The sequence below is a fragment of the Mucilaginibacter ginkgonis genome, from assembly GCF_009754905.2.
GTDB classification, from domain to species: Bacteria; Bacteroidota; Bacteroidia; order Sphingobacteriales; family Sphingobacteriaceae; genus Mucilaginibacter; species Mucilaginibacter ginkgonis.
The window spans coordinates 1,112,953-1,131,761 of the sequence record NZ_CP066775.1 but is presented as its reverse complement, the minus strand read 5'-3'; the positions used below and the strand labels follow the sequence as shown (position 1 = coordinate 1,131,761).

Annotated in this window: 15 protein-coding genes; all 15 read right to left on the bottom strand. The window is 36.7% G+C overall.

Annotation, left to right across the window (positions count from 1 at the left end):
- Positions 1-13: 13 nt before the first annotated feature.
- On the bottom strand, positions 14-1,717 hold the full coding sequence (locus GO620_RS05240) for a capsule assembly Wzi family protein (protein WP_157526637.1): 1,704 nt from the start codon (positions 1,715-1,717) through the stop codon (positions 14-16).
- A 2-nt stretch (positions 1,718-1,719) separates the two neighbouring features.
- Positions 1,720-3,429 carry a capsule assembly Wzi family protein gene (locus tag GO620_RS05235; protein WP_157526638.1) on the bottom strand — a complete coding sequence of 570 codons (1,710 nt, stop codon included), beginning with the start codon at positions 3,427-3,429 and terminating at the stop codon, positions 1,720-1,722.
- Positions 3,426-4,088 (bottom strand): hypothetical protein, encoded by a 663-nt coding sequence (locus GO620_RS05230; protein ID WP_157526639.1) that lies wholly within the window; start codon positions 4,086-4,088, stop codon positions 3,426-3,428. Before GO620_RS05230 ends, GO620_RS05235 begins: the two co-directional genes overlap by 4 nt.
- Before the next feature lie 22 nt (positions 4,089-4,110).
- Positions 4,111-5,073: an MraY family glycosyltransferase gene (locus tag GO620_RS05225; RefSeq protein ID WP_157526640.1), complete on the bottom strand. Its 963-nt coding sequence runs from the start codon at positions 5,071-5,073 to the stop codon at positions 4,111-4,113.
- Positions 5,074-5,180: 107 nt separating this feature from the next.
- Positions 5,181-7,817, bottom strand: a complete 2,637-nt coding sequence (locus GO620_RS05220) for an SLBB domain-containing protein (protein WP_244139464.1) — start codon at positions 7,815-7,817, stop codon at positions 5,181-5,183.
- Positions 7,818-7,912: 95 nt separating this feature from the next.
- Positions 7,913-8,824, bottom strand: coding sequence for an NAD-dependent epimerase/dehydratase family protein (locus GO620_RS05215; RefSeq protein ID WP_157526641.1), 912 nt, complete (start codon positions 8,822-8,824; stop codon positions 7,913-7,915).
- Positions 8,808-10,016: a glycosyltransferase family protein gene (locus GO620_RS05210; RefSeq protein ID WP_157526642.1), complete on the bottom strand. Its 1,209-nt coding sequence runs from the start codon at positions 10,014-10,016 to the stop codon at positions 8,808-8,810. Before GO620_RS05210 ends, GO620_RS05215 begins: the two co-directional genes overlap by 17 nt.
- Positions 9,998-11,047 (bottom strand): NAD-dependent epimerase/dehydratase family protein, encoded by a 1,050-nt coding sequence (locus tag GO620_RS05205; RefSeq protein ID WP_157526643.1) that lies wholly within the window; start codon positions 11,045-11,047, stop codon positions 9,998-10,000. Before GO620_RS05205 ends, GO620_RS05210 begins: the two co-directional genes overlap by 19 nt.
- A 285-nt stretch (positions 11,048-11,332) precedes the next feature.
- The gene (locus tag GO620_RS05200) at positions 11,333-12,460 is read right to left on the bottom strand and encodes a glycosyltransferase (RefSeq protein ID WP_157526644.1); all 1,128 of its coding nucleotides are present in this window, start codon (positions 12,458-12,460) and stop codon (positions 11,333-11,335) included.
- A 13-nt stretch (positions 12,461-12,473) separates the two neighbouring features.
- Positions 12,474-13,559 (bottom strand): acyltransferase family protein, encoded by a 1,086-nt coding sequence (locus tag GO620_RS05195; protein ID WP_157526645.1) that lies wholly within the window; start codon positions 13,557-13,559, stop codon positions 12,474-12,476.
- Positions 13,528-14,721, bottom strand: a complete 1,194-nt coding sequence (locus tag GO620_RS05190) for a hypothetical protein (protein WP_157526646.1) — start codon at positions 14,719-14,721, stop codon at positions 13,528-13,530. The genes GO620_RS05195 and GO620_RS05190 overlap by 32 nt, the downstream gene beginning before the upstream one ends.
- Positions 14,708-15,454, bottom strand: coding sequence for a glycosyltransferase family 2 protein (locus tag GO620_RS05185; protein WP_157526647.1), 747 nt, complete (start codon positions 15,452-15,454; stop codon positions 14,708-14,710). The genes GO620_RS05190 and GO620_RS05185 overlap by 14 nt, the downstream gene beginning before the upstream one ends.
- Positions 15,454-16,581 (bottom strand): glycosyltransferase, encoded by a 1,128-nt coding sequence (locus GO620_RS05180; RefSeq protein WP_157526648.1) that lies wholly within the window; start codon positions 16,579-16,581, stop codon positions 15,454-15,456. Before GO620_RS05180 ends, GO620_RS05185 begins: the two co-directional genes overlap by 1 nt.
- Entirely contained in the window at positions 16,578-17,678 is a 1,101-nt protein-coding gene (locus GO620_RS05175) for a glycosyltransferase (RefSeq protein WP_157526649.1), read from the bottom strand. The genes GO620_RS05180 and GO620_RS05175 overlap by 4 nt, the downstream gene beginning before the upstream one ends.
- Positions 17,675-18,778 carry an N-acetyl sugar amidotransferase gene (locus GO620_RS05170; protein ID WP_198173609.1) on the bottom strand — a complete coding sequence of 368 codons (1,104 nt, stop codon included), beginning with the start codon at positions 18,776-18,778 and terminating at the stop codon, positions 17,675-17,677. Before GO620_RS05170 ends, GO620_RS05175 begins: the two co-directional genes overlap by 4 nt.
- Positions 18,779-18,809: the final 31 nt, after the last annotated feature.

Sequence of the window (18,809 nt, the reverse complement as noted above, 5' to 3'; positions counted from 1 at the left end):
TAGCTAAAAGTCCTTAAAACCGATAACTTACACCAACCTGCGCATGCAGGTTGAATACATTATTATTAGGCTGGTATGACAGCGTTGGCTGATAATTTTTTAACAGCCACTCATAGTTGACAGACTGTACGCCCTCTAACTTGGCATTGAAAAGCAAATTCTTGTAGTTCCAGTCGCCTTGAAATCCAAATCCAAAATCAACCCATTTACGGCTATTACCGTTTATGTCCTGGCTAAAATAAACGTTAGAAAAGTCTACATTGTGTTCATATCTTTCAAACAGGATACCTAATTTTTTAAGACCTTTAACCCAACTTACATCAACAGACTGCAAGTTGCCGCCCGTCCCTGTTCCTGCGCCAATTATTTGCCCGTCATTTGTCATTCCTTGTCTCACTTCGCTGTGAACATACCATCCGCCGGCATCACGTACATAACGATCAACAGTTTGCGATAACTGCGTTATTTCCCCATTAAACATTATATTGCCACCCCAATTATTGTTTAAAGGCACCAGTTTTCTAATCCCAATAATATATGCTCTTGAGTGTTGGGGTGAGCCGGCAAAATCTGTACGATTGTAGGAATTGTCGTTTAGCCCATATTCAAAATATATCTCTGCATGCGCCTTGGTAAATAGCCAACGTGAATAAACAGATGTAACCTGATCACGCGCAATAGGATCGCCACTATTCCCGATTGACGCCTTAGTATAAGAAACAAAAAAGGGCAAATAATTATTTAATCCGCTTATGTCTGATTCATACGCGTTGAAACTTCTTATTAAACCTAAAAATAATCCAGGCACCCACCTTGGCTGATATACAAGATTAAATCCGGTGTAATATCTCCAATCGTCTCTTTTAGGTATAAATAAATTTGCGCCGTTGCTATTTACAGTAGTGATTAATGGTGTATACCCCGAATTATTTAAGCGCGCCCCAATTACCTGCCACTCAAAAGATCCCAAAAAAGTCTTAACCGGCTTAGTTGTGTTGAACGTAACATGTGCAAAGCCGGGAGCGTTATTTGTTAGTATCAAAGCATTACGCACACCGGGGCCCCACCAAATATTTTCCGTCGATAACCCTAATGAGAATGCACCCACATTGAGCCTTATTGCGCTTTGACCAAGGTAAGCTTTACTATAAGCAGAAGTGCCAAAACGTTCCGGAGCGTCTATTCTAAAGTTTGCTTCATAATAATTAAACAAATCGTAATCATTGTGCCCTGAATCGAAACCGTTGAACGATGGATTAGCTGCAAATACGTACTCCGGACGAAGTTGAATACTTAAAGGTCCATATCTTGCGTAAAAACCTGTACTAAAAACTGTTTGATACCCTTTGGAAGGAATCATAGGCCCATCATTCCATCCATATGGGTGGTCACTATTGAATTGTTGTTGCCAACTAACCGGCAGTAATTGAAACTCTCCCTTTCCGTTGGCAAAGCTTTTTTTTTCGACCATCTTCCAATTCTGAGTTTCTAAATCATGTTCCGGATCAAAAACATTTGAATAATTTGTGGATTTAGTTGGAAATAAGGGCCTTACGGTAAAAGACAGGCTTGAATCTATTTTACCTAACAATTGTTGCCGTCGATAGAAATCTTCTAATACGGGTGTTCCAACGGGCAAAGTCTGTGCTTTTAAACCTATTGTAAGAAACAAGAACCCTGTGGCCAGGATCAGCTTTAGAGTAACTTTCTTTACCATTGTCAGAATCGATAGCTTATGCCTGCCTGTGCATGGAGATTATTTGCTGTTATACCATTAACAAAATATGACTGACCCGGAATCTCTAATGCCGGATCTAAATAGTACTGATAATTGAGAGAATGTACGAATTGCAGTTTTGCAGTAAAAATTAGATGATTATAGTTCCAAACCCCGTTTAAGCCAATACTTAGATCTACCCAATGACGTCTAAAATCTTCACTCCCTTCATACAAATAGTAGTATAAATCATCATTATGGAGAAAGCGTTCAACCTGTAGACCTAACCTTTTTACGCCACGCACCCAACTAACATCAATAGTTTGGAAATTACCACCCGGACCAATACCTGCGCCTAGTGACTGACCATTATTGGTATATCCTTGTGTGATATATTTATTTACATACCAGCTGTCCAAATTACGAATTTTCTCGATCGATGTTTCCCCTAGTTCTGTCCCTTCCACACTAATTACCAAGTCTTCGTGTCGGGCCAAATTGAAAGGTATAATCTTTCTTAAGCCGATTGTATAAGCGCGATTAGTTTGAGGTGCTATCGCAGCATCTGCAAGTGTATTATAATTATTGTTATGGCCATACTCAAAATAAACTTCAGCATGCTCGGCCGGCCACAACCATCTGGCGAATATAGAACTTCGATAATCTTTCTTTTTAAATACCGCGTTATCCGCAGAAGTGCCGGAAAATTCGTTAAAAAACGGAAGGTAATCGCTAAGTCCTTCCACGTCCTTGTTGTATAATTGCGAACTGCGTGTAAACCCTAAAAATAAACCGCTCACCCATTTTGGTTGCCAGGTAAAAACCAAACCCGATATATGTCTTGGCAAATCTGGCTTGGGAATATATAAGGAAGATGAAAAATATTCGCGGGTTGGTGTAAGTGGTGGATAATTAGCATTGTTCAAAGATCCTGCTACTATCTGCCATTCAAATGAGCCGATAGGCGATTTGATAGGTTTAATGGTATTAAAGGTAAAATGCCTAAACCCCGGAGCATCATTGCCCATAATTAGCGCGTTATACATTCCGGGGCCCCACCATAAATTTTCTGCAGATATTCCGAAAGATAGATTCGCATAATTAAGTCTTATGCTGCTTTGGCCCCAATAAGCGTTATTATAGGCTGATGTGCCAAATCTTGAGGGAAGCTCGATAAGGTTATAAAAGTCATAATATCGAGCGGTTGTTACACCAAATGTTTTGGTGTTAAGGTCATCATAGTTTTTATTTTGCGCTAAGACGAATTCCGGTTGTAATTGGATGCTTAATATGCCAATCTTTGCAAAGATGCCCGCGCTCAAATACGTTTGCAGACCTTTTGCTGGAATTATTGGACCATCATTCCACCCATATGGATGATCAGAATTAAGCTGTTGAAGTATTGTAATTGGTAATAAAGTTGCTGTTGCCCCTATGTTATTATTATAAGGCAGAGCATACTTAAAATATTTACCCGAGTACGAATCGCCATCTGCCTCTGTTGCAAATACCGAAGCGGCCTTAAATTGCTCAACAGGATAAAGGGGTCTTACAGTAAAAGAAATGTTTGAATCAATTTTTCCGGCTAATTGTGCACGGCGGTAATAATCCTCTATCCCAAGTGTACCAACGGGTAAACTTTGCGCTAAAATATTATCAGCAAATAAGCCGAGTCCTGTAATTAACAACAAAAGGCGCGCGAATTTTATCACTTTATGAGGGTTACTTTTAGATTATCGACGGACCAACTTTCAGAACAAAGCCTATCAGCAACTCCATTTTCTTTAAGGTAGTCTGCACATTTTAACAACACAGTAGATTTTGTGTGCGCAATGGTTTTATTAATTGTGTAGACGCTTGTTCCGTCCGGCGTACCCTTGTTTAAACACGCAGCCGGTAGATTGGCATATGATCCGGTACGTGGGTTGTTTGTTGCAGGATAGGTACCTGGATATGACTGCGGGGGACATATATAACCTACCGGACAAGACACGTTAGAAAATGTGGTATAAATATATGTTGCCGAGTCCACAGACATCTTCCATAGATCCGGACCGTTATAATTATTAGAATAGTTTGCATTCCCATCCCAACTGTCATGTATATATAAGTCAAAAGAGATGTTGACTTGATTATGAACCGGCAGGTCTTTCAAGTTAAGCTCGAAATATCCATTAAAATATCGCCCCAGAACATGATTACCATTAAAAATCTCTACGTAGCCATTGTTGATATTTGTGAGATCGCTTTTTTCAAAGTCATTGCTATAAATAACGGTGTCGCCAGTTAAATCTTTTTTACAAGAGCTAATCAACAACGCAATAGAAGCGATGATAGCAAACATCTCGAATTGTGATTTTAACCAGTTCATAATCATATTAAGGTGATTCAGATTAAGGGGTCATCAAACGCTTTTTTCCTTCAATTATGAACCTGGCAATAAGAAATACTACAAAAAAAATTGTGAATACCAGCACAAATACAGGTACTGCAGACATTGAAGATTTTATAACAGCAATGTTAACTATTAATTGTATCAAACCATATAAGCTCGCTACAATTAAATGCGGAATACTTTTTCCATTAGCAAGATATTGGTAAAAGTGACTCCTGTGAGCGTCAGTTATTTTTTCTTTCCTTATAACTCTAAAACCTATAGTTGTTGAGGTGTCTAAAACATATAATGCTATAAATAACAGATAGCTCAGGTTGTTGGTCTTAATTATAAGTTGGAGTAGAAAGAACAGAATTATAAAAGAAATAGCCACGCTGCCAACGTCTCCGGCAAAACAGATCGCTCTTTTGCGAAAGTTAAAAAAATTGAATACAAGGACCGCAATGATAGCAACTAGCAAATAATTACTGTTAGTAAAAGTTATAGTCAGATTTAAATAATAAAGTGTAGCTAAAACCACTGTTGCATATAAGCCCGTTATACCGTTTATCCCATCCATAAAGTTGACAGCATTTATAGTTGCAATAACTAAAAGGAGCGTTCCGATAATTAGGTAAAAAGGACCATATATCATGTTCAACTGCATTAATAGTAATAATGCTGAAATTACATGGACGACAATCCTTATATTACTGCTTATAGGTTTCATATCGTCTAAAAAACTTATAACCGCTAATAGCACTAACCCAATTAAGAAAAAAGGATATTTTAAACCAAAAGCAAGCGAACATAAAAGCATTGCTATAGTGAAAATAATACCGCCGCCCCTTATAGTAATTTTGGTGTGAGAACTGCGATGGTTGGGTTTGTCAACTATGTTAAAGTGGCTTGCGATTTTAAAATAGATTACTTCGCAAATAAATAATACCACAATAGTTAGTGCTATAATGGTTACGCTCATATAATTAACATGATCCATTCCAATATTATCTGCTATTATAAATCCGCATAACTAAGTCATCAAAGCTTATTCTGATAGTACTCTAAAAGTTTGGGTAGAGGAATCTTTTACTTTTTAAAAAGAGTAATGACTATTACCGCAAGTGATGCTAACGCCGTTGATATACCAATAATGCCTTGTATGCCGAGGGGTACTTTAGGCGCACTTTTGGGCACAAATATCTCCGACCCTGGTTTTACACCTGGATAATTATAGAAGAATAACAATTTCTTAGTGGCTTTAACAGATCCGTTTGGATATACCACATAAGCGCCTCTTTTATTTGCGTTGTCCGTAAAACCACCGGCCTCATTTATATATTCCTGCATGGTTTTTCCGGGCGCGTATACAATGTTTGTTGGTCTTAACACAGATCCCGTAACGCTCACTGTTTGAAATTGACGTGGAACTGTTATAATATCGCCGTCTTCTACTAATAAATTTTCTCTCGATGTAGAATCTCTTAATATTTTAACCAGGTTCATGCCAATATAATCGCTTTTCTGAACGGCTATATCTTCACTGCTAACTCCCGTAGTATCTTTTAGTCTTTGTGCCAATGCTAGCCTTTTAAGATTTTTAGTTTTGTCTAACTCTATTTGGGCAGTGTCGATATCTCTTCCATTACCCGAGTTGCCAGCGCGGTTGCGCCTTCTTAAAGATGCTCCCTCAGGAAACGCAGATACAGTTAGCCCTCCTGCACGTTGCAGAATATTAAGAATCTTGTCGTTATTTGATTTAACGGCGTAATTGCCCGGGTACAGTACCTCGCCTTGTATCAGTACTGATTTTTGACGCTGGAAGCCTTCAGCGCTACGTATCGACACAATATCAAACGGTTGCAAAATAAAAGGGGCTCCAACTAGTCTTAAATCCTTATCCACACTAACCGTAAATATTTGGGCGGTTGGCGAATTTTTAGAAAGTGGGTCGCTATTTTGCACGCGTCTGGCAATCTCAATACGGCTTGGCGTTGCCCCTTGTTGAAACCCACCTGCTTCCTGTATAAGGTTTTCAAGATTCATACCTTCTCGAAATTTAAACTGGCCCGGCGCGCGTACTTGTCCCTGGATATTGACAGTATACTCATCTCGCAGATCAAAAATAGAAGAAATGATTACTTGGTCTTCACGTTGTAACACAATATCCGGATCGGCACCGCTCACTGCGCGCCGTACGTCAAAAGTTATAAGCGAAGGTGTATTATCAGCGTTGAGCCTGTTGATATAACCCCGATTTAAAAACGCATCTTCCTTTAATCCGTCTGCTTTTAAAATCAGTTGTTTTAATGTAAACCCTTTGTCAAGTTCATACTTACCGGGCCTAAAAACAGCTCCTTCTATCGACACTCGATTTTCATATCGCTCTAGTATTTGCTCTGCAATAACTTTATCTCCATTAAGTGGATGATAATCTCTAAACCTGTTAGCGGCAATATCTACAATTTTACGTTCTCTGCCAGTGCTTTGTAATATCTTAAGACCTGCTGTATAAGCCGCACTTGTGAAGCCTCCTGCAAAATTTATTGCGTCCTGAAGCGTCTCTGCTAACGTTATTTCATAAAGCGCCGGTCTTTTAAATTCGCCGTTCATTTCGATGCGAGTTTTATAAACCGGAATATTAATTACATCCTGATCCTGCAGCCTGATATTTTTTTGAACGCCGTTAAGAAGAAAATCGTAAACGTCTACAATTGCTATAATTTTGCTATTTCTTACAACTTGTATACTTCTAAGTGAACCGTTATCGTTTGGTCCGCCGGATGCATATAGGGCATTAAATACCGTCGATAAAGAAGACAAGGTATAAGAGCCCGGCCTTGTAACTTCACCAACTATATTAACTTTGATGCTTCTTATATTACCAAGATTAATGGAAACACTTGTTCTGCCACTTCTTATTCCCGGATAAGTTTTTGCTAATGCAGCACGTATCTTAGAACTGGCCGCTTCCACTGTTAAACCGCCGACAGATATTAAGCCGGCATATTGAATCGCTATGGTACCGTCAGGTGATACTTTTGGTTTGTAACTAACCTCGTTGTCGCCGGTTATATCTATAAGAAGTACATCATCCGGCCCAACAACATAATTTTTTGGTGTTGCAATTCGCAAATTGGGTTCAAAAGTATTGCGACCGTTATTTTTGAATAAATCCTGGCCAAATATCTTTGGTATTAAATTACCAAGTGCATCTCGTAGCTGGTCTTTCCTTTTAGTTTCTAGATTTCTACGGGAGATCTTAGAAGTGTCAGAATTAAGCGTATCAGTGAATTCATTATAAGAACGGCTACGGTCATCGCCAGAATTATCTGCTGGTAAATTTTTATTAGACGTCGCATCTTGTTTTTTGATTTTATTAATGCGGTCAGTTAATTTTTGCGCCTCTGCCCTGTTTAGTCCCTGGCTTATGGCCACCTGCGCAATTTGTTCATCAGAGGTATATCCTACAGACGCTGCCCGCGAAATTATTTGCCTAATTTGGGTATCGGTAAGATCATCTACTTTTACTTTTGATAAATCTGTTGTTTGAGAAAATGCTAGATGAGAGAGAATAAGGAAGCAAATTAAAGCAACAAATTTTATGGCTTTGTAAAACTTTTTTGTCATATATAATTTAAGATCAAAGATTAAGAGATCTAGAATTTCAAAATTATGTCGCTCCAACCTGATAGCAAAGATATGAGTCCCCAACTTATAACCCAAAAATTAAAAGGATTAAAATACCTTATAAATAGTACAACATTTAATATTATTAATAAATGTTAAACTAAATCAAATGGAGGGAAAACCAATGAAAACTACCGCGATTTAAACATAGAAATAGTTTTTAAAAGCCCCTCGCGAGACGTTACAGGTAGTTTTTTACCAATCATCTTCTGAATTTTATCATTGCTTACAACATAGCTTTCTGTTAGTTTATCTAATCTTTCTGAAGTTATTGACAAATCCAATAAATCTCCTACTTTCGCTAGCAGTGTTACCATGCCAACAGGCACTTCCCAAAGTTTTGGCCGTTTATTTATGGATGCAGACAGGATACTTATAACTTCATTTGTTGAAAGTGGCTCATCATCTGCTACCTGATAGACCCCGGATGGCACATCGCTCCTTTGTATCAGCTCGTTTATTATGAAACATAGATTTTCTACACTAAGGAAAGATCTTTGATTTTTAAATCTTGCCAAAGGGTACGGAATTCCTTTCTTTACAAAATTGAAAAGTAAGTTAAGATTTCCTTTATTACCGGGTCCATGAATCATGCAGGGGCGTAATATGTAGTAAGCCTTTCCTTCCGGTAATGGCTGATTTTGAATGTATTGCTCTGCTAAAACTTTAGATTTACCGTAATCCGTTTTCGGATCAGGCGTAACCTCTTCTGTCAGTGTACCTTTAACAGTATCAGCAGCGGCTTTTACAGAACTTATAAAAATAAATTTTTTTGCTTCAGAAGCTAAGAAAGCATCGTAAAGTTTTTTTGTGAGCTCAAAATTAACTCTATAATACTCTTGTGGGTTTGAAGCCTTTCTTAGATCATGCGCTTTGCCAGCCAGATGAATTACCGTACCGTGCAGCTGCACTTCATTGTTTGTTAAAGCGCTATCCAAGTCTCTTGGCAAAGAATGTACTTGGATGTTAGAGAGGTAATCTTTAAGGTTTTGACCAACAAAACCTGTAATACCTGAAATATATACACTATTTAACGGTAACATCTTGAATGACCTTATGCCAATGTTTACTTAAAACATCAATATTGAAGTTTTCTCTTATACCATAAAAGGCATTTGTTCTTTTCTCGGTCAATAGAGCATTGTCCTTCAAATAACTTTTCAATCCGTTGTAAAAGTCCCGGGTAATTTCATCAATTGGTCTAAGCGCAACTATATTCTGCCTATAGTCAGAGTGTAGATCTTGTTTTGTTTTATATGGCGAATTATTAATTATCATTCCTGCATCTAAGCGCTTTACAAGAGACGCAAGATCAGACCAAGCCGGACATATAGCCATTATAGCCATTCCACCCGCCATCATGCCGTAGGTTTTACTCGGCAAACAAACACTTGCTCCACCAGGGCTTAACGACACTAAACCAATATGAAAAAAGCGAATATCTTCTCTCCACTGATTGCTTGGAACAGCTGAAATAATTTTTACAGGATACTCTTTTAAGTTTTCTCTAAGCATATCTGCCTGCGCGCCGCTTACGTAAAAGTTAAATTCAACCAAATCAGCTATGTCAGATGCAGATATATACTTTATACATTCTATAATCGAAACAGCATCATGAAGATGGCCTAACTGACCGCCATAATGAATAATAAGTTTATGGTTATCCTGTAAATTGTCAAAACTATTTTTATATAACGCCAGATCAGTTGAAATGTCAATTACGTCAGATACTTTGGCGTTAGTCCAACGTTTTTCCGCATGTTCTTTCAAGAATTCGCCTAAATAGACAGTGGCATCACATTTTCGCTGATTTAGCATTGTGATCTTACCTATTGTTTTGGATGCTATAGAGTTCACATTTATTACACCGGCAATCTCAATCGCATCCGGATATAAATCATATAACATGTGGATCACTACGCCTTTTTTAAAGCCCACAATTTTTTTGAGCAGCAAAGGCGCATAAAATGTATTGCTAGAAACTACGAAAATGCTATTTTGGGCACTTGCTAATCCTTTGTATATCAGATATAAAGGGTAAAAGATATACATCTGCACCCTTAACCATATCTTCTTAAAACTTGAAGATTTTGAAAGCTTTCTATAATTAACCTCAGTAATAAGGTATAATGGTGTTACATCATAGCCAGCTCTCTCTATAGTTTTGCATAAGAAGAAGAAATAATCAACACCGACGTTACTAGCTACATATACTTTTACTGTCTTTTCACCCATGATTGATGAATTTCTTCAAAAGTTTCTTTAAGTGATTTTGTTATACCCCAATTTGGGTAATGTGCTTGCATTTTTCTTAAATCGCTGTAATAGCAAATATGATCACCAATACGATTAGTTTCATCGTATTTATAATTCATCTGCTTTCCGCTAATATTCGATATGAGGTCAAAGGCTTCTAAAATTGAACATGTATTGTCTTTTCCACCACCTAAATTATATACTTCTGCAACTCTTGGAGCATTTATAAACTCCTCAATAAATCTGGCAACATCGTAAGAGTGTATGTTATCTCTCACCTGCTTACCCTTATAACCAAATATGGTGTATTGTTTTTCTTCAAGATTACATTTTACCAGATAGCTCAAAAATCCATGAAGTTCAACACCTGTATGATTTGGACCGGTTAAACACCCGCCTCTCAGACAAGCGGTCGGCATATTGAAGTATCTGCCATACTCTTGTACAGAAACGTCTGCAGATACCTTGGAAGCACCAAAAAGAGAATGCTTAGTTTGATCGATGCGGAAATTTTCCGAAATACCATATGAATATTCCGGATCATCATAATCATATCTTTTTTCGAGTTCCACCATTTTAATTTCATTCGGTGCATCTCCATAAACTTTATTAGTTGATAAGTGAACAAATGGAATTGAAGTACTAAACCGCCTCGTAGCTTCCAGCATATTAAATGTTCCAACTGCATTAGTATCAAAATCATCAAAAGGAATGGCTGCGGCTCTGTCATGGCTAGGCTGAGCAGCAGTGTGCACGATAGCATCTGGCTTAATTTTACTAATCAACTGTATAACCCCGTTACGGTCGCGAATGTCAAGCTCGTGGTGGTTAAATTGGCTTATATTTTCTTTTAACCTATTTTGATTCCAACGAGTATCACCGCTAGGCCCGAAAAAAATTGCACGCTGGTTATTGTCTACACCATGGATTTCCCAACCGATATTCGCAAAATGTATACAAACCTCTGAACCTATTAGGCCAGATGAGCCCGTAACAAGTAATTTCTTCATATTTAGTAATTTTTAGGCACTTTCTATTTTCGGCAAAAATACATATTCGAACTGCTGATTGCCTACGTTTAACAAATTTATTTTATCGTATTATTACAGATATCTTAAAATGGAATATTTGCACAACTGCGATTGATGTTAAACTTGATCGACCAAAACTGTAAAACAAATAATCTAATTGGTGAATTAGAACTTAAGGAGAATATCTTGCCGACGTTTTCCGGCATCATAGCTGTGTTGTTTGCCAATCACTTAGGTAAAGTTAAAAGTGCGGTGTAGGAACTATCAACTCAATAGCAAATCAAATAACTCTTTCCATCCGTTTGCAAAGGGGAGTGATATTTTCATTTTACTTGTTAAGTCAAATGTTATGCTGTTATGTATTACACCTTTCATAGCTTCTACCAATTGTTGTACTTCACCGGGATCGAAAAAGCAAACTTTATCGTAGTCACTAACCGTTTCCTTAGCATATGGTAGGTTTGCCGCGAGTATAGGCTTATTGAATAATTTAAATTCCGTAATGGGTAAGCCCCAGGTTTCTAAAGTAGATGGAAAAATCAAACAATCACTTGCCGCATAAAGCTTAAATACATCCTCTCTTTTTAATTTCCCTAAAAAGCCTAATTGCCTTAGTTGGCCATATTTAGAGAATATCTCTTTGGCATATTCATTTTCAGTACCATCAATTGTAAGTAATACTTTAAAGTTTGTTACACCACTTTGTACTAAAAGTTGAGTAGCAGCTGCAATAAGTTCGATATTTTTAAAAGGTCTTGCAAGAGCAGGAAAACAGAAAATCGTTTCTGAGCCGTGCTTTTGGAATTCACCGGGGTCTGATTCATGGATGCTTAAATTCCCAACTTTAGGTGGCGAAACGATTATTTTTTTTGCATCAAGCTTAAAAAGCCTGACAAAGCCGTCTCTGATCCAATTTTGCTGTACTACAACGTAATTATTGCGATGGATATTTATTTTATACAGGTATTTGTAAAACAACGTGAAAAAAAAGACAGAAGGCTCCATTCTTAAGTCTTTAAAATCAAGTTTTTTGAAGGGCGTTGGATTATGACAATATACTGCTCTTCTTTCTGCCGTAACACTCGAAGACATGTCATTTAAGGAGAACCATAAATACGGAGCTATCTCTTTGGACAGTTTTTTATAATAGCCGTATTCTAGTTTTAAACGTTGGAAATAGCTGTCGCGCGCGTGTGTAAACTCTCGAAATTCAATATTATAGCAACCGCTATAGTAACTGGCGCTGTGCACTAGTGCAATTATTCTATAATTATCTGTCAAATTATCATTAAGATAATTAAGGCAATCTTGCATTATGGATAGTGTGCCGCCACTAAATAGATTAGCCCCACTTATAACAATAGTCTTTTTTCCTTGAAGAGTATTTTGCATTAATTGAGATAGTCTATTTAAAAATCTTTTTACTCGCTTTAATAAAAGGAGCCTCTACAAAACGATATAAAAGCCATGATAATAAAAATGTACAAGACAGAATGCTTAACAAGGCTAAACCTCTTGTAGCAAAATCGTTTACGATAAACGCGGCCCGTAAATAATTGAAAAGTATAGGCGCTAAAACCAGTATAAAAATGAAGTGGCACAGATACAGTGAATAAGAGATCCGGCCCAAAAATTCCAATGGCTTAACAGCTAATACTTTTTGGATTCTTTCTGACGATATAAAATAGACAAGGAACATCCCGTTGGCAACCTTAATCAACGAGTCAGCAGATGTAGCAGTCAAATGGAACAAAAATTGACTAACAAATAAAACTATCGCAACAAGCACAAACATGACCCGAAGCAACAAATTTGTTCTTTTATAATAGTTTTTTATTACATCAATATTGGCGGCTATGATGACCCCAATCGAAAAATCGACTATCCAATTTAACGTGTGCACTCTTAGTAAGATGCCTACCGCCAATATCAGCCAAAGGTTACCCCTTTTACAAATGAGAACTAGAACCGGGACTAACAATGAAGTTATAAGTTCGATAGTAAGAGTCCAGTCTTGATTTATTAGACGCTTTTCGGGTTCTTGAGGAATCCTGACTATCAACAATCCTTCTTTTAACATTTGAAAAACTGACTTTTTCTCAGTCCAAAACAATTTTATCCATTCTGTCGCTTCGGGTAGCGATGCAAGTTTGGATATGTCAAAAACGTAACGGACGCAAAGCCAACTTATAATAAGTGTGGCCAGGAAAGCTGGATAAATTCTGAAAAACCTTTTTAATATGTAAACAGGATAATTGAGGTTGTTAATAGCATCGATGTTTTTAAAATGAGAAAAAGATAGGACGAAACCGCTTAAAACAAAGAAATAAGAAACAGCTCCCGCCCCATTCCAAAACATGTGAAATATACTTGAATTTAAGTAAGTTACAGATGAGGGTATGTTGAAGGCGCCTATAAAATGCGAAAGCAATACGCAAAGTGCGGCTAATCCCCTAGTACTATCCAGAAATTCTAATCTGTGCGCTTTCATTGGTAAAATGTTTTAATACTTTACTGGTTTTGTAGCTGAAGAAATATGCAAAAACGTAAAAGTACATTTCAGGAGAGAAATAATGTCCTTCTCTTAATAGCTTGCAAAAGAAGTAGAGCAAAATTGCTCTTGAAAGATATATCATATTTACATCTGGAGAATGTGTGGGATAGTTTCTTATGATAAACCAAAAAATACAAAAGACACCAAATAATCCCATATCCGAAATGGTTCGTAATAGTAAAGAGTTGGCATCTTTAGCGTTTAGGTTTTGATCTTCTTTAAAATCTTCAAAGCCGGTTATGTCACCTAAATATTTTATATGAGATAATTCATGAGATCCCAAACCAGAGCCCAATATCGGATTATGATAAAAACTTGAATAAGTGACGAAAGCATTTGAGACAAAAGCGTAAGTACTTAAATTAGCCCCACCTACATCTTGTGTAGCAAGGGATCTAACGGTATCATCAATTCGCAGTCTGAAATTTGGATAAACAAAATAAAGGCCTGTTATAAGACCGCAAACAATTATTAAAGGTAGTACTAACCTCATTACCTCTATTTTCTTTGGTAACATTAGTATTGAAATACCTATTCCAAGCAAACCTACACTCGATCCTGTTAATACCAGACTCGCAAGTAAAACCTTATAAATATATCGAGGTAATTCCTTGGTCTTCAAACTATAAAAATAGGCAGGTAGAATGACCGTTGCATAGTGTGCAGGCTCATTCATAAAACTATAGAAACCTTCAAATCTACCAAGTAAAAATCTGTAAGGCATTAATATAAATCCCATATAGGCTACAGCCAAAGCGAAATACACAAAATGTATAAATAACACTTTAACATCCTTTACGTAAAATCTATAAAAATTATAGAAATATACCGATACGAATAATATACCCAGATACTGAGCAAGAAAATGGGATACGTTGTCTGTCTGTAATAAAATTGTAATGATGCCCGTAACAAGAAGACAGCTATAAATAATGAGTAAACTTTTAGAAACGGCAAACTTTCCAGACAAAATCATCAACACGAAATTGATGATAATGATGAAGTAGAATAGTTTTATATCTATTACAAAGCGCGTAACGAATGCTTCTGTAAACACAGATAACAGTGTGCTATAATAGATATATTTACTTACGCTCATAAATAAATCTTCTTACAATAAGGCGGGCACATGCATCAAGGTGCTCTATAAAGGCTTTAAATTTCGGCACCTTACCACTGACAATTTTGGCTTTGTAAGTTTCCTTAAGGCCTACTAAGCCTGCACTAGTACCTCCATATTCCATGAAAGCCGTTAACTTATCTAGAAAGCCGGCTTTAAGATTATCGCCGGCCCGCAATAAAAGCTCATAATCGCCGCTGCTTTTATAAGTTGTATCGTACAGCCCACATTCACTATACAATGATCTATGATGCATTGAGCCAACGTGTGCAACGGTCATGTATTTCTTAAATGTTTTTTTATGCCATGGCTTGCCGATTATACCAATTTGCCTACCTGCAGTGGTTACTAAACAAACCTTAGAAGAAACGTAATTTAATTTAGTTGATGAATTTGTAATGGCATTATGATAACTTTTAAAAGCATCTTTTTCAAAATAATCGTCAGACCCCAAAAAACATATCCATTCACCCCTTGCAACATTAACACCTTTATTCCATGCGTCATAGATGCCACTGTCTTTTTCTGATAATATAATTCCAAAGTATTTGGGATCGAAACTTTTTATAATAGACATTGTATCATCTTTACTTGCACCATCGGCAATCACAATTTCAAAGTCTGTAAAAGTTTGTTCTATTATACTGTCTAAAGCTCTTTTCAGCGTTTTTTGACTGTTGTAAGTAGCAATTATTACTGAAAAAAAAGGCATTATTTAGTTATATCTTTTATAAAATTGGTGAACGTCTGCTGGAAATGTACAGTAGTAAATTGCGAACCTTCAACATACAGATTTTCTCTTTTAACGGCTAGCTCACTGTCAGAAGTTTTAACTGCTTCGGATACCACTTCAGTAATGGTAGGTATATCGACCCGATTTATTGAGAAACCATATTTGTCAATGTCAACAAAACCAGTTTCTGGTGTTATCACAGGCAACAAGCCGTGAGAAATAAAGGTTAAGACCGACCCCGATTGCCCCTCTGAGACTGAAGGCAAAATACCGAACGTACAGTCATCAATAATAGATGCAAAATCTGCAGACGTTTGATCAACAAACCCTTTTAAGATAATATTGGGGCAAGAAGTTAATTCATGCGAAAAGTGCTTTAAAAAGGCTGCTTCCTTATAAGGACCGCATATGTATATCTTCTCTTTTCGGTCTTTAAAAATTTCGAGGATTATGTCTAACCCGCGACGTAACTGTCCCGTACTAGATAAGTACAAAAAATTATTGGTGCGGTTGAATTTTTTCTGAAAGGTAACGTTGGTTAAATTGTTATAAAAATAAACGTTTTCTTTTGGTATCGGCGGCCAAGTTTGCCTTATGGTATCGTTTCCTATCATAAAAGCATAATCAGCTGCGCTAAAATTTTTCTTTGCCCATTCCGTATTTTTTATGGGTTCATAAAATGAGTCATCAGTGTTTTTAAGTTGCTGAACGGCTAGTTCCCTTTTAGCCAATACCTGATTATCATACATTGGGCTTGAACCCGTGGTAAGAATTATTTTTTTACAACTTGACGGAAGTTTATTTGCGATCAAGCTAAAATTTATATTATGACCGATAAAGAGTGCATAATCAACATTGTAATTAATATTTGTGTCTTGATAATCATATAGATCAACTGTGTATCCTAACTGCTTTAATACCTTGCACATCACATAGCTGCATAGATACCTGTTATGTGAAATATCAAAGAAAAATTTAAAGTTGAATGGTTCAAAGGGAAACTTTACGTAGCTTACTAATGCTCTTTTATCACCTTCGGCTCTAATTGTAAGTTTATTTGTTGCTGACAATATCTTATGCAACACCTTTGTGATAAATGTTTTCATGAAATGAATTGCAAAAAGGTGTTTACGTATTCGTTTGTATTACTTAACAATTCTCTGTTACCGTCAGGTTGTTTACACAACTTTAAAAGTAATTTTTTTAAGTCTTGCCCGTCCCTTGGTAAGTAAGAGTGAAAACCAGATGCAAATTTATTAAAATCTGTCATACTGTTTTTATAATACTCTTCAGAGCCTGGTAATATCACACCTAAACCCGAATATAGTGCTTCATATACGGTGCGCCCGATGCAAGGGTATCCCTCCCCCCTTATAACGAAATCAGCTACGAGAAATATAAAATTGATGTCTGAGCTTTCTTCAAGAAACAAAACATTGGAAGGGGCCTTTGCCTTAAGCGCGTCTACATACCCCTTGGCACCACCCCCAATAAAAAGTAGCACTACGTTCTGTAATTCGCTGTCTGCAAATGTTTGTATCAAAAACTCGGCGCCCTTATCCTCAGTCAACTTGCCTATTGCCGCGATACACAGCCTTTCGCCAACTGCTTCTTTCAACGGTGCATAACGCTCATTAAGGTGGGCATTGACAACTCCCACCATTGAAAACGGATTGTTTAAAACTGTAGACAATGGGAGTTGAAATGATTCAAAGGCATTTTTTGTGGCTTTATCAATAAAAATAATTTTTTTTACGCTCGAAATTCGTTTTTGAAGCCATGCGTGATCCGTTAATTTTTGAAGTATTTCTCTAACGTGTAACACTATATTAAAATCGTTACTAGCCAAATCAACAAGCGTTAAAGAATTTAAGTGAATAGCATCAAATTGTTGCTTTTTTAAAAAACTAATGAAACTGATTTTTTCGATTCGATAACGGAAATTAAAAATAATGTGGAATACTGACTGCCTGTTACCTTTATAATTATTATAGAAAGGCAATGCAAATTCATGTATGTGTTCCTTTGGTATCCCAAACCACGCAGAAAGACTAGTAAAATCGTTTCGAGACTTTAGCCTCTTGGGGACAACTACGTGTATCCCGATTTCAGGATTTGATAAACTTAGTTCATTCAGTAATGTTTTTAAACTGCGAGAGGCTCCATAAAAACTTATATCGTTTGTTACAAACAGAAGTTTCATCTTAAGAAACTCATTATTTTATGATGAATGCCGTCGTATGACAAGTAGTCGTAATGAGATTTTGGCTTATCGTTCATGATATTATCAAACTCCTCTCTCGTTATGCCAAACTTTTTACAAATATACTCTATCTCTTCTTCGCGCTCATAATCGCTATATAACGGCTTTTTGATATCTTCTAAAGCCTGTTCTCTTGTCATTTGCCCGGATAGTATAAGGCAAGAATAAAAAGCCCTGCGTTTATCTATACCAAACTTTTGAGGTAAAATATAAGCTTGATAAAATTTTGTGAAATTTGATTCGTAATGCTTACCCGCGTATTTGGTATAATTAATTTCCTTGACTAAAAAGTCTGCAGCTTGTTCTTTATCATAATCAATGTAGTTTAATAACGATATAGATTTTATACGAGCAAGAAAACCAAATTTTTTGAACCTGCTGGTTCCGGTTATATACCGATAGATAATAAACGGGATAAATTTGAATAACGGAAAAGACGGAATTTTTACACCCCTGCCAAATTTCTTATAGATGGCCTTAATGTTTAAGGTATCATATTTAATGTTGTACAACCACGTTCTTGGCATTATTGCCTCAGAAGTAACATTGGTACCCACCAAATAGTACTTTATTTTGAATTGCTTGGCAAGCTTATTAATAATTACACCAATGGCATTATCTGTAAGCATTTCTATATCCACAACAGATGCTTTTAAGAAGGCCAGCTGCAGCTCTTTAAATTCTTGCCAGTTTATAACATATGTGTACAGGTCAAGGTCAAGCTTTTTTACAATTCGTTCTATATTCCTTACGGCAAGTTCAGAATTCCAGCCATTGTCCAGATGTATTGCAAGAGGGCGTAGTCCTAATTTTTTAACCAGATAAGCAACATAAGAACTATCAATTCCGCCGCTAAGTCCTATTATACAATCATATTGTTGGTCGCGTCCATCTGCTTTTATCTTGGTAACAAGTTCTTTTAACCTTTCTTCCCTCTCATGCGGTGGCACAAGCAACTTGTCAATTGCTTCTTGATATAACGCTACGTGATTACATACGCCATCCTTATCAAAAACAATTTCAGAATCACTAGTATCCATAATTGTTTTAGTACAAATTTGATATGGCCTA

Coding starts and splice junctions, on each gene's coding strand:
- GO620_RS05195 (WP_157526645.1), bottom strand. CDS start 13,559: ATGAAAGCGCACAGATTAGAATTTCTGGATAGTACTAGGGGATTAGCC.
- GO620_RS05205 (WP_157526643.1), bottom strand. CDS start 11,047: ATGAAGAAATTACTTGTTACGGGCTCATCTGGCCTAATAGGTTCAGAG.
- GO620_RS05240 (WP_157526637.1), bottom strand. CDS start 1,717: ATGGTAAAGAAAGTTACTCTAAAGCTGATCCTGGCCACAGGGTTCTTG.
- GO620_RS05190 (WP_157526646.1), bottom strand. CDS start 14,721: ATGAGCGTAAGTAAATATATCTATTATAGCACACTGTTATCTGTGTTT.
- GO620_RS05215 (WP_157526641.1), bottom strand. CDS start 8,824: ATGTTACCGTTAAATAGTGTATATATTTCAGGTATTACAGGTTTTGTT.
- GO620_RS05210 (WP_157526642.1), bottom strand. CDS start 10,016: ATGGGTGAAAAGACAGTAAAAGTATATGTAGCTAGTAACGTCGGTGTT.
- GO620_RS05175 (WP_157526649.1), bottom strand. CDS start 17,678: ATGAAACTTCTGTTTGTAACAAACGATATAAGTTTTTATGGAGCCTCT.
- GO620_RS05230 (WP_157526639.1), bottom strand. CDS start 4,088: ATGAACTGGTTAAAATCACAATTCGAGATGTTTGCTATCATCGCTTCT.
- GO620_RS05180 (WP_157526648.1), bottom strand. CDS start 16,581: ATGAAAACATTTATCACAAAGGTGTTGCATAAGATATTGTCAGCAACA.
- GO620_RS05200 (WP_157526644.1), bottom strand. CDS start 12,460: ATGCAAAATACTCTTCAAGGAAAAAAGACTATTGTTATAAGTGGGGCT.
- GO620_RS05170 (WP_198173609.1), bottom strand. CDS start 18,778: ATGGATACTAGTGATTCTGAAATTGTTTTTGATAAGGATGGCGTATGT.
- GO620_RS05225 (WP_157526640.1), bottom strand. CDS start 5,073: ATGAGCGTAACCATTATAGCACTAACTATTGTGGTATTATTTATTTGC.
- GO620_RS05185 (WP_157526647.1), bottom strand. CDS start 15,454: ATGCCTTTTTTTTCAGTAATAATTGCTACTTACAACAGTCAAAAAACG.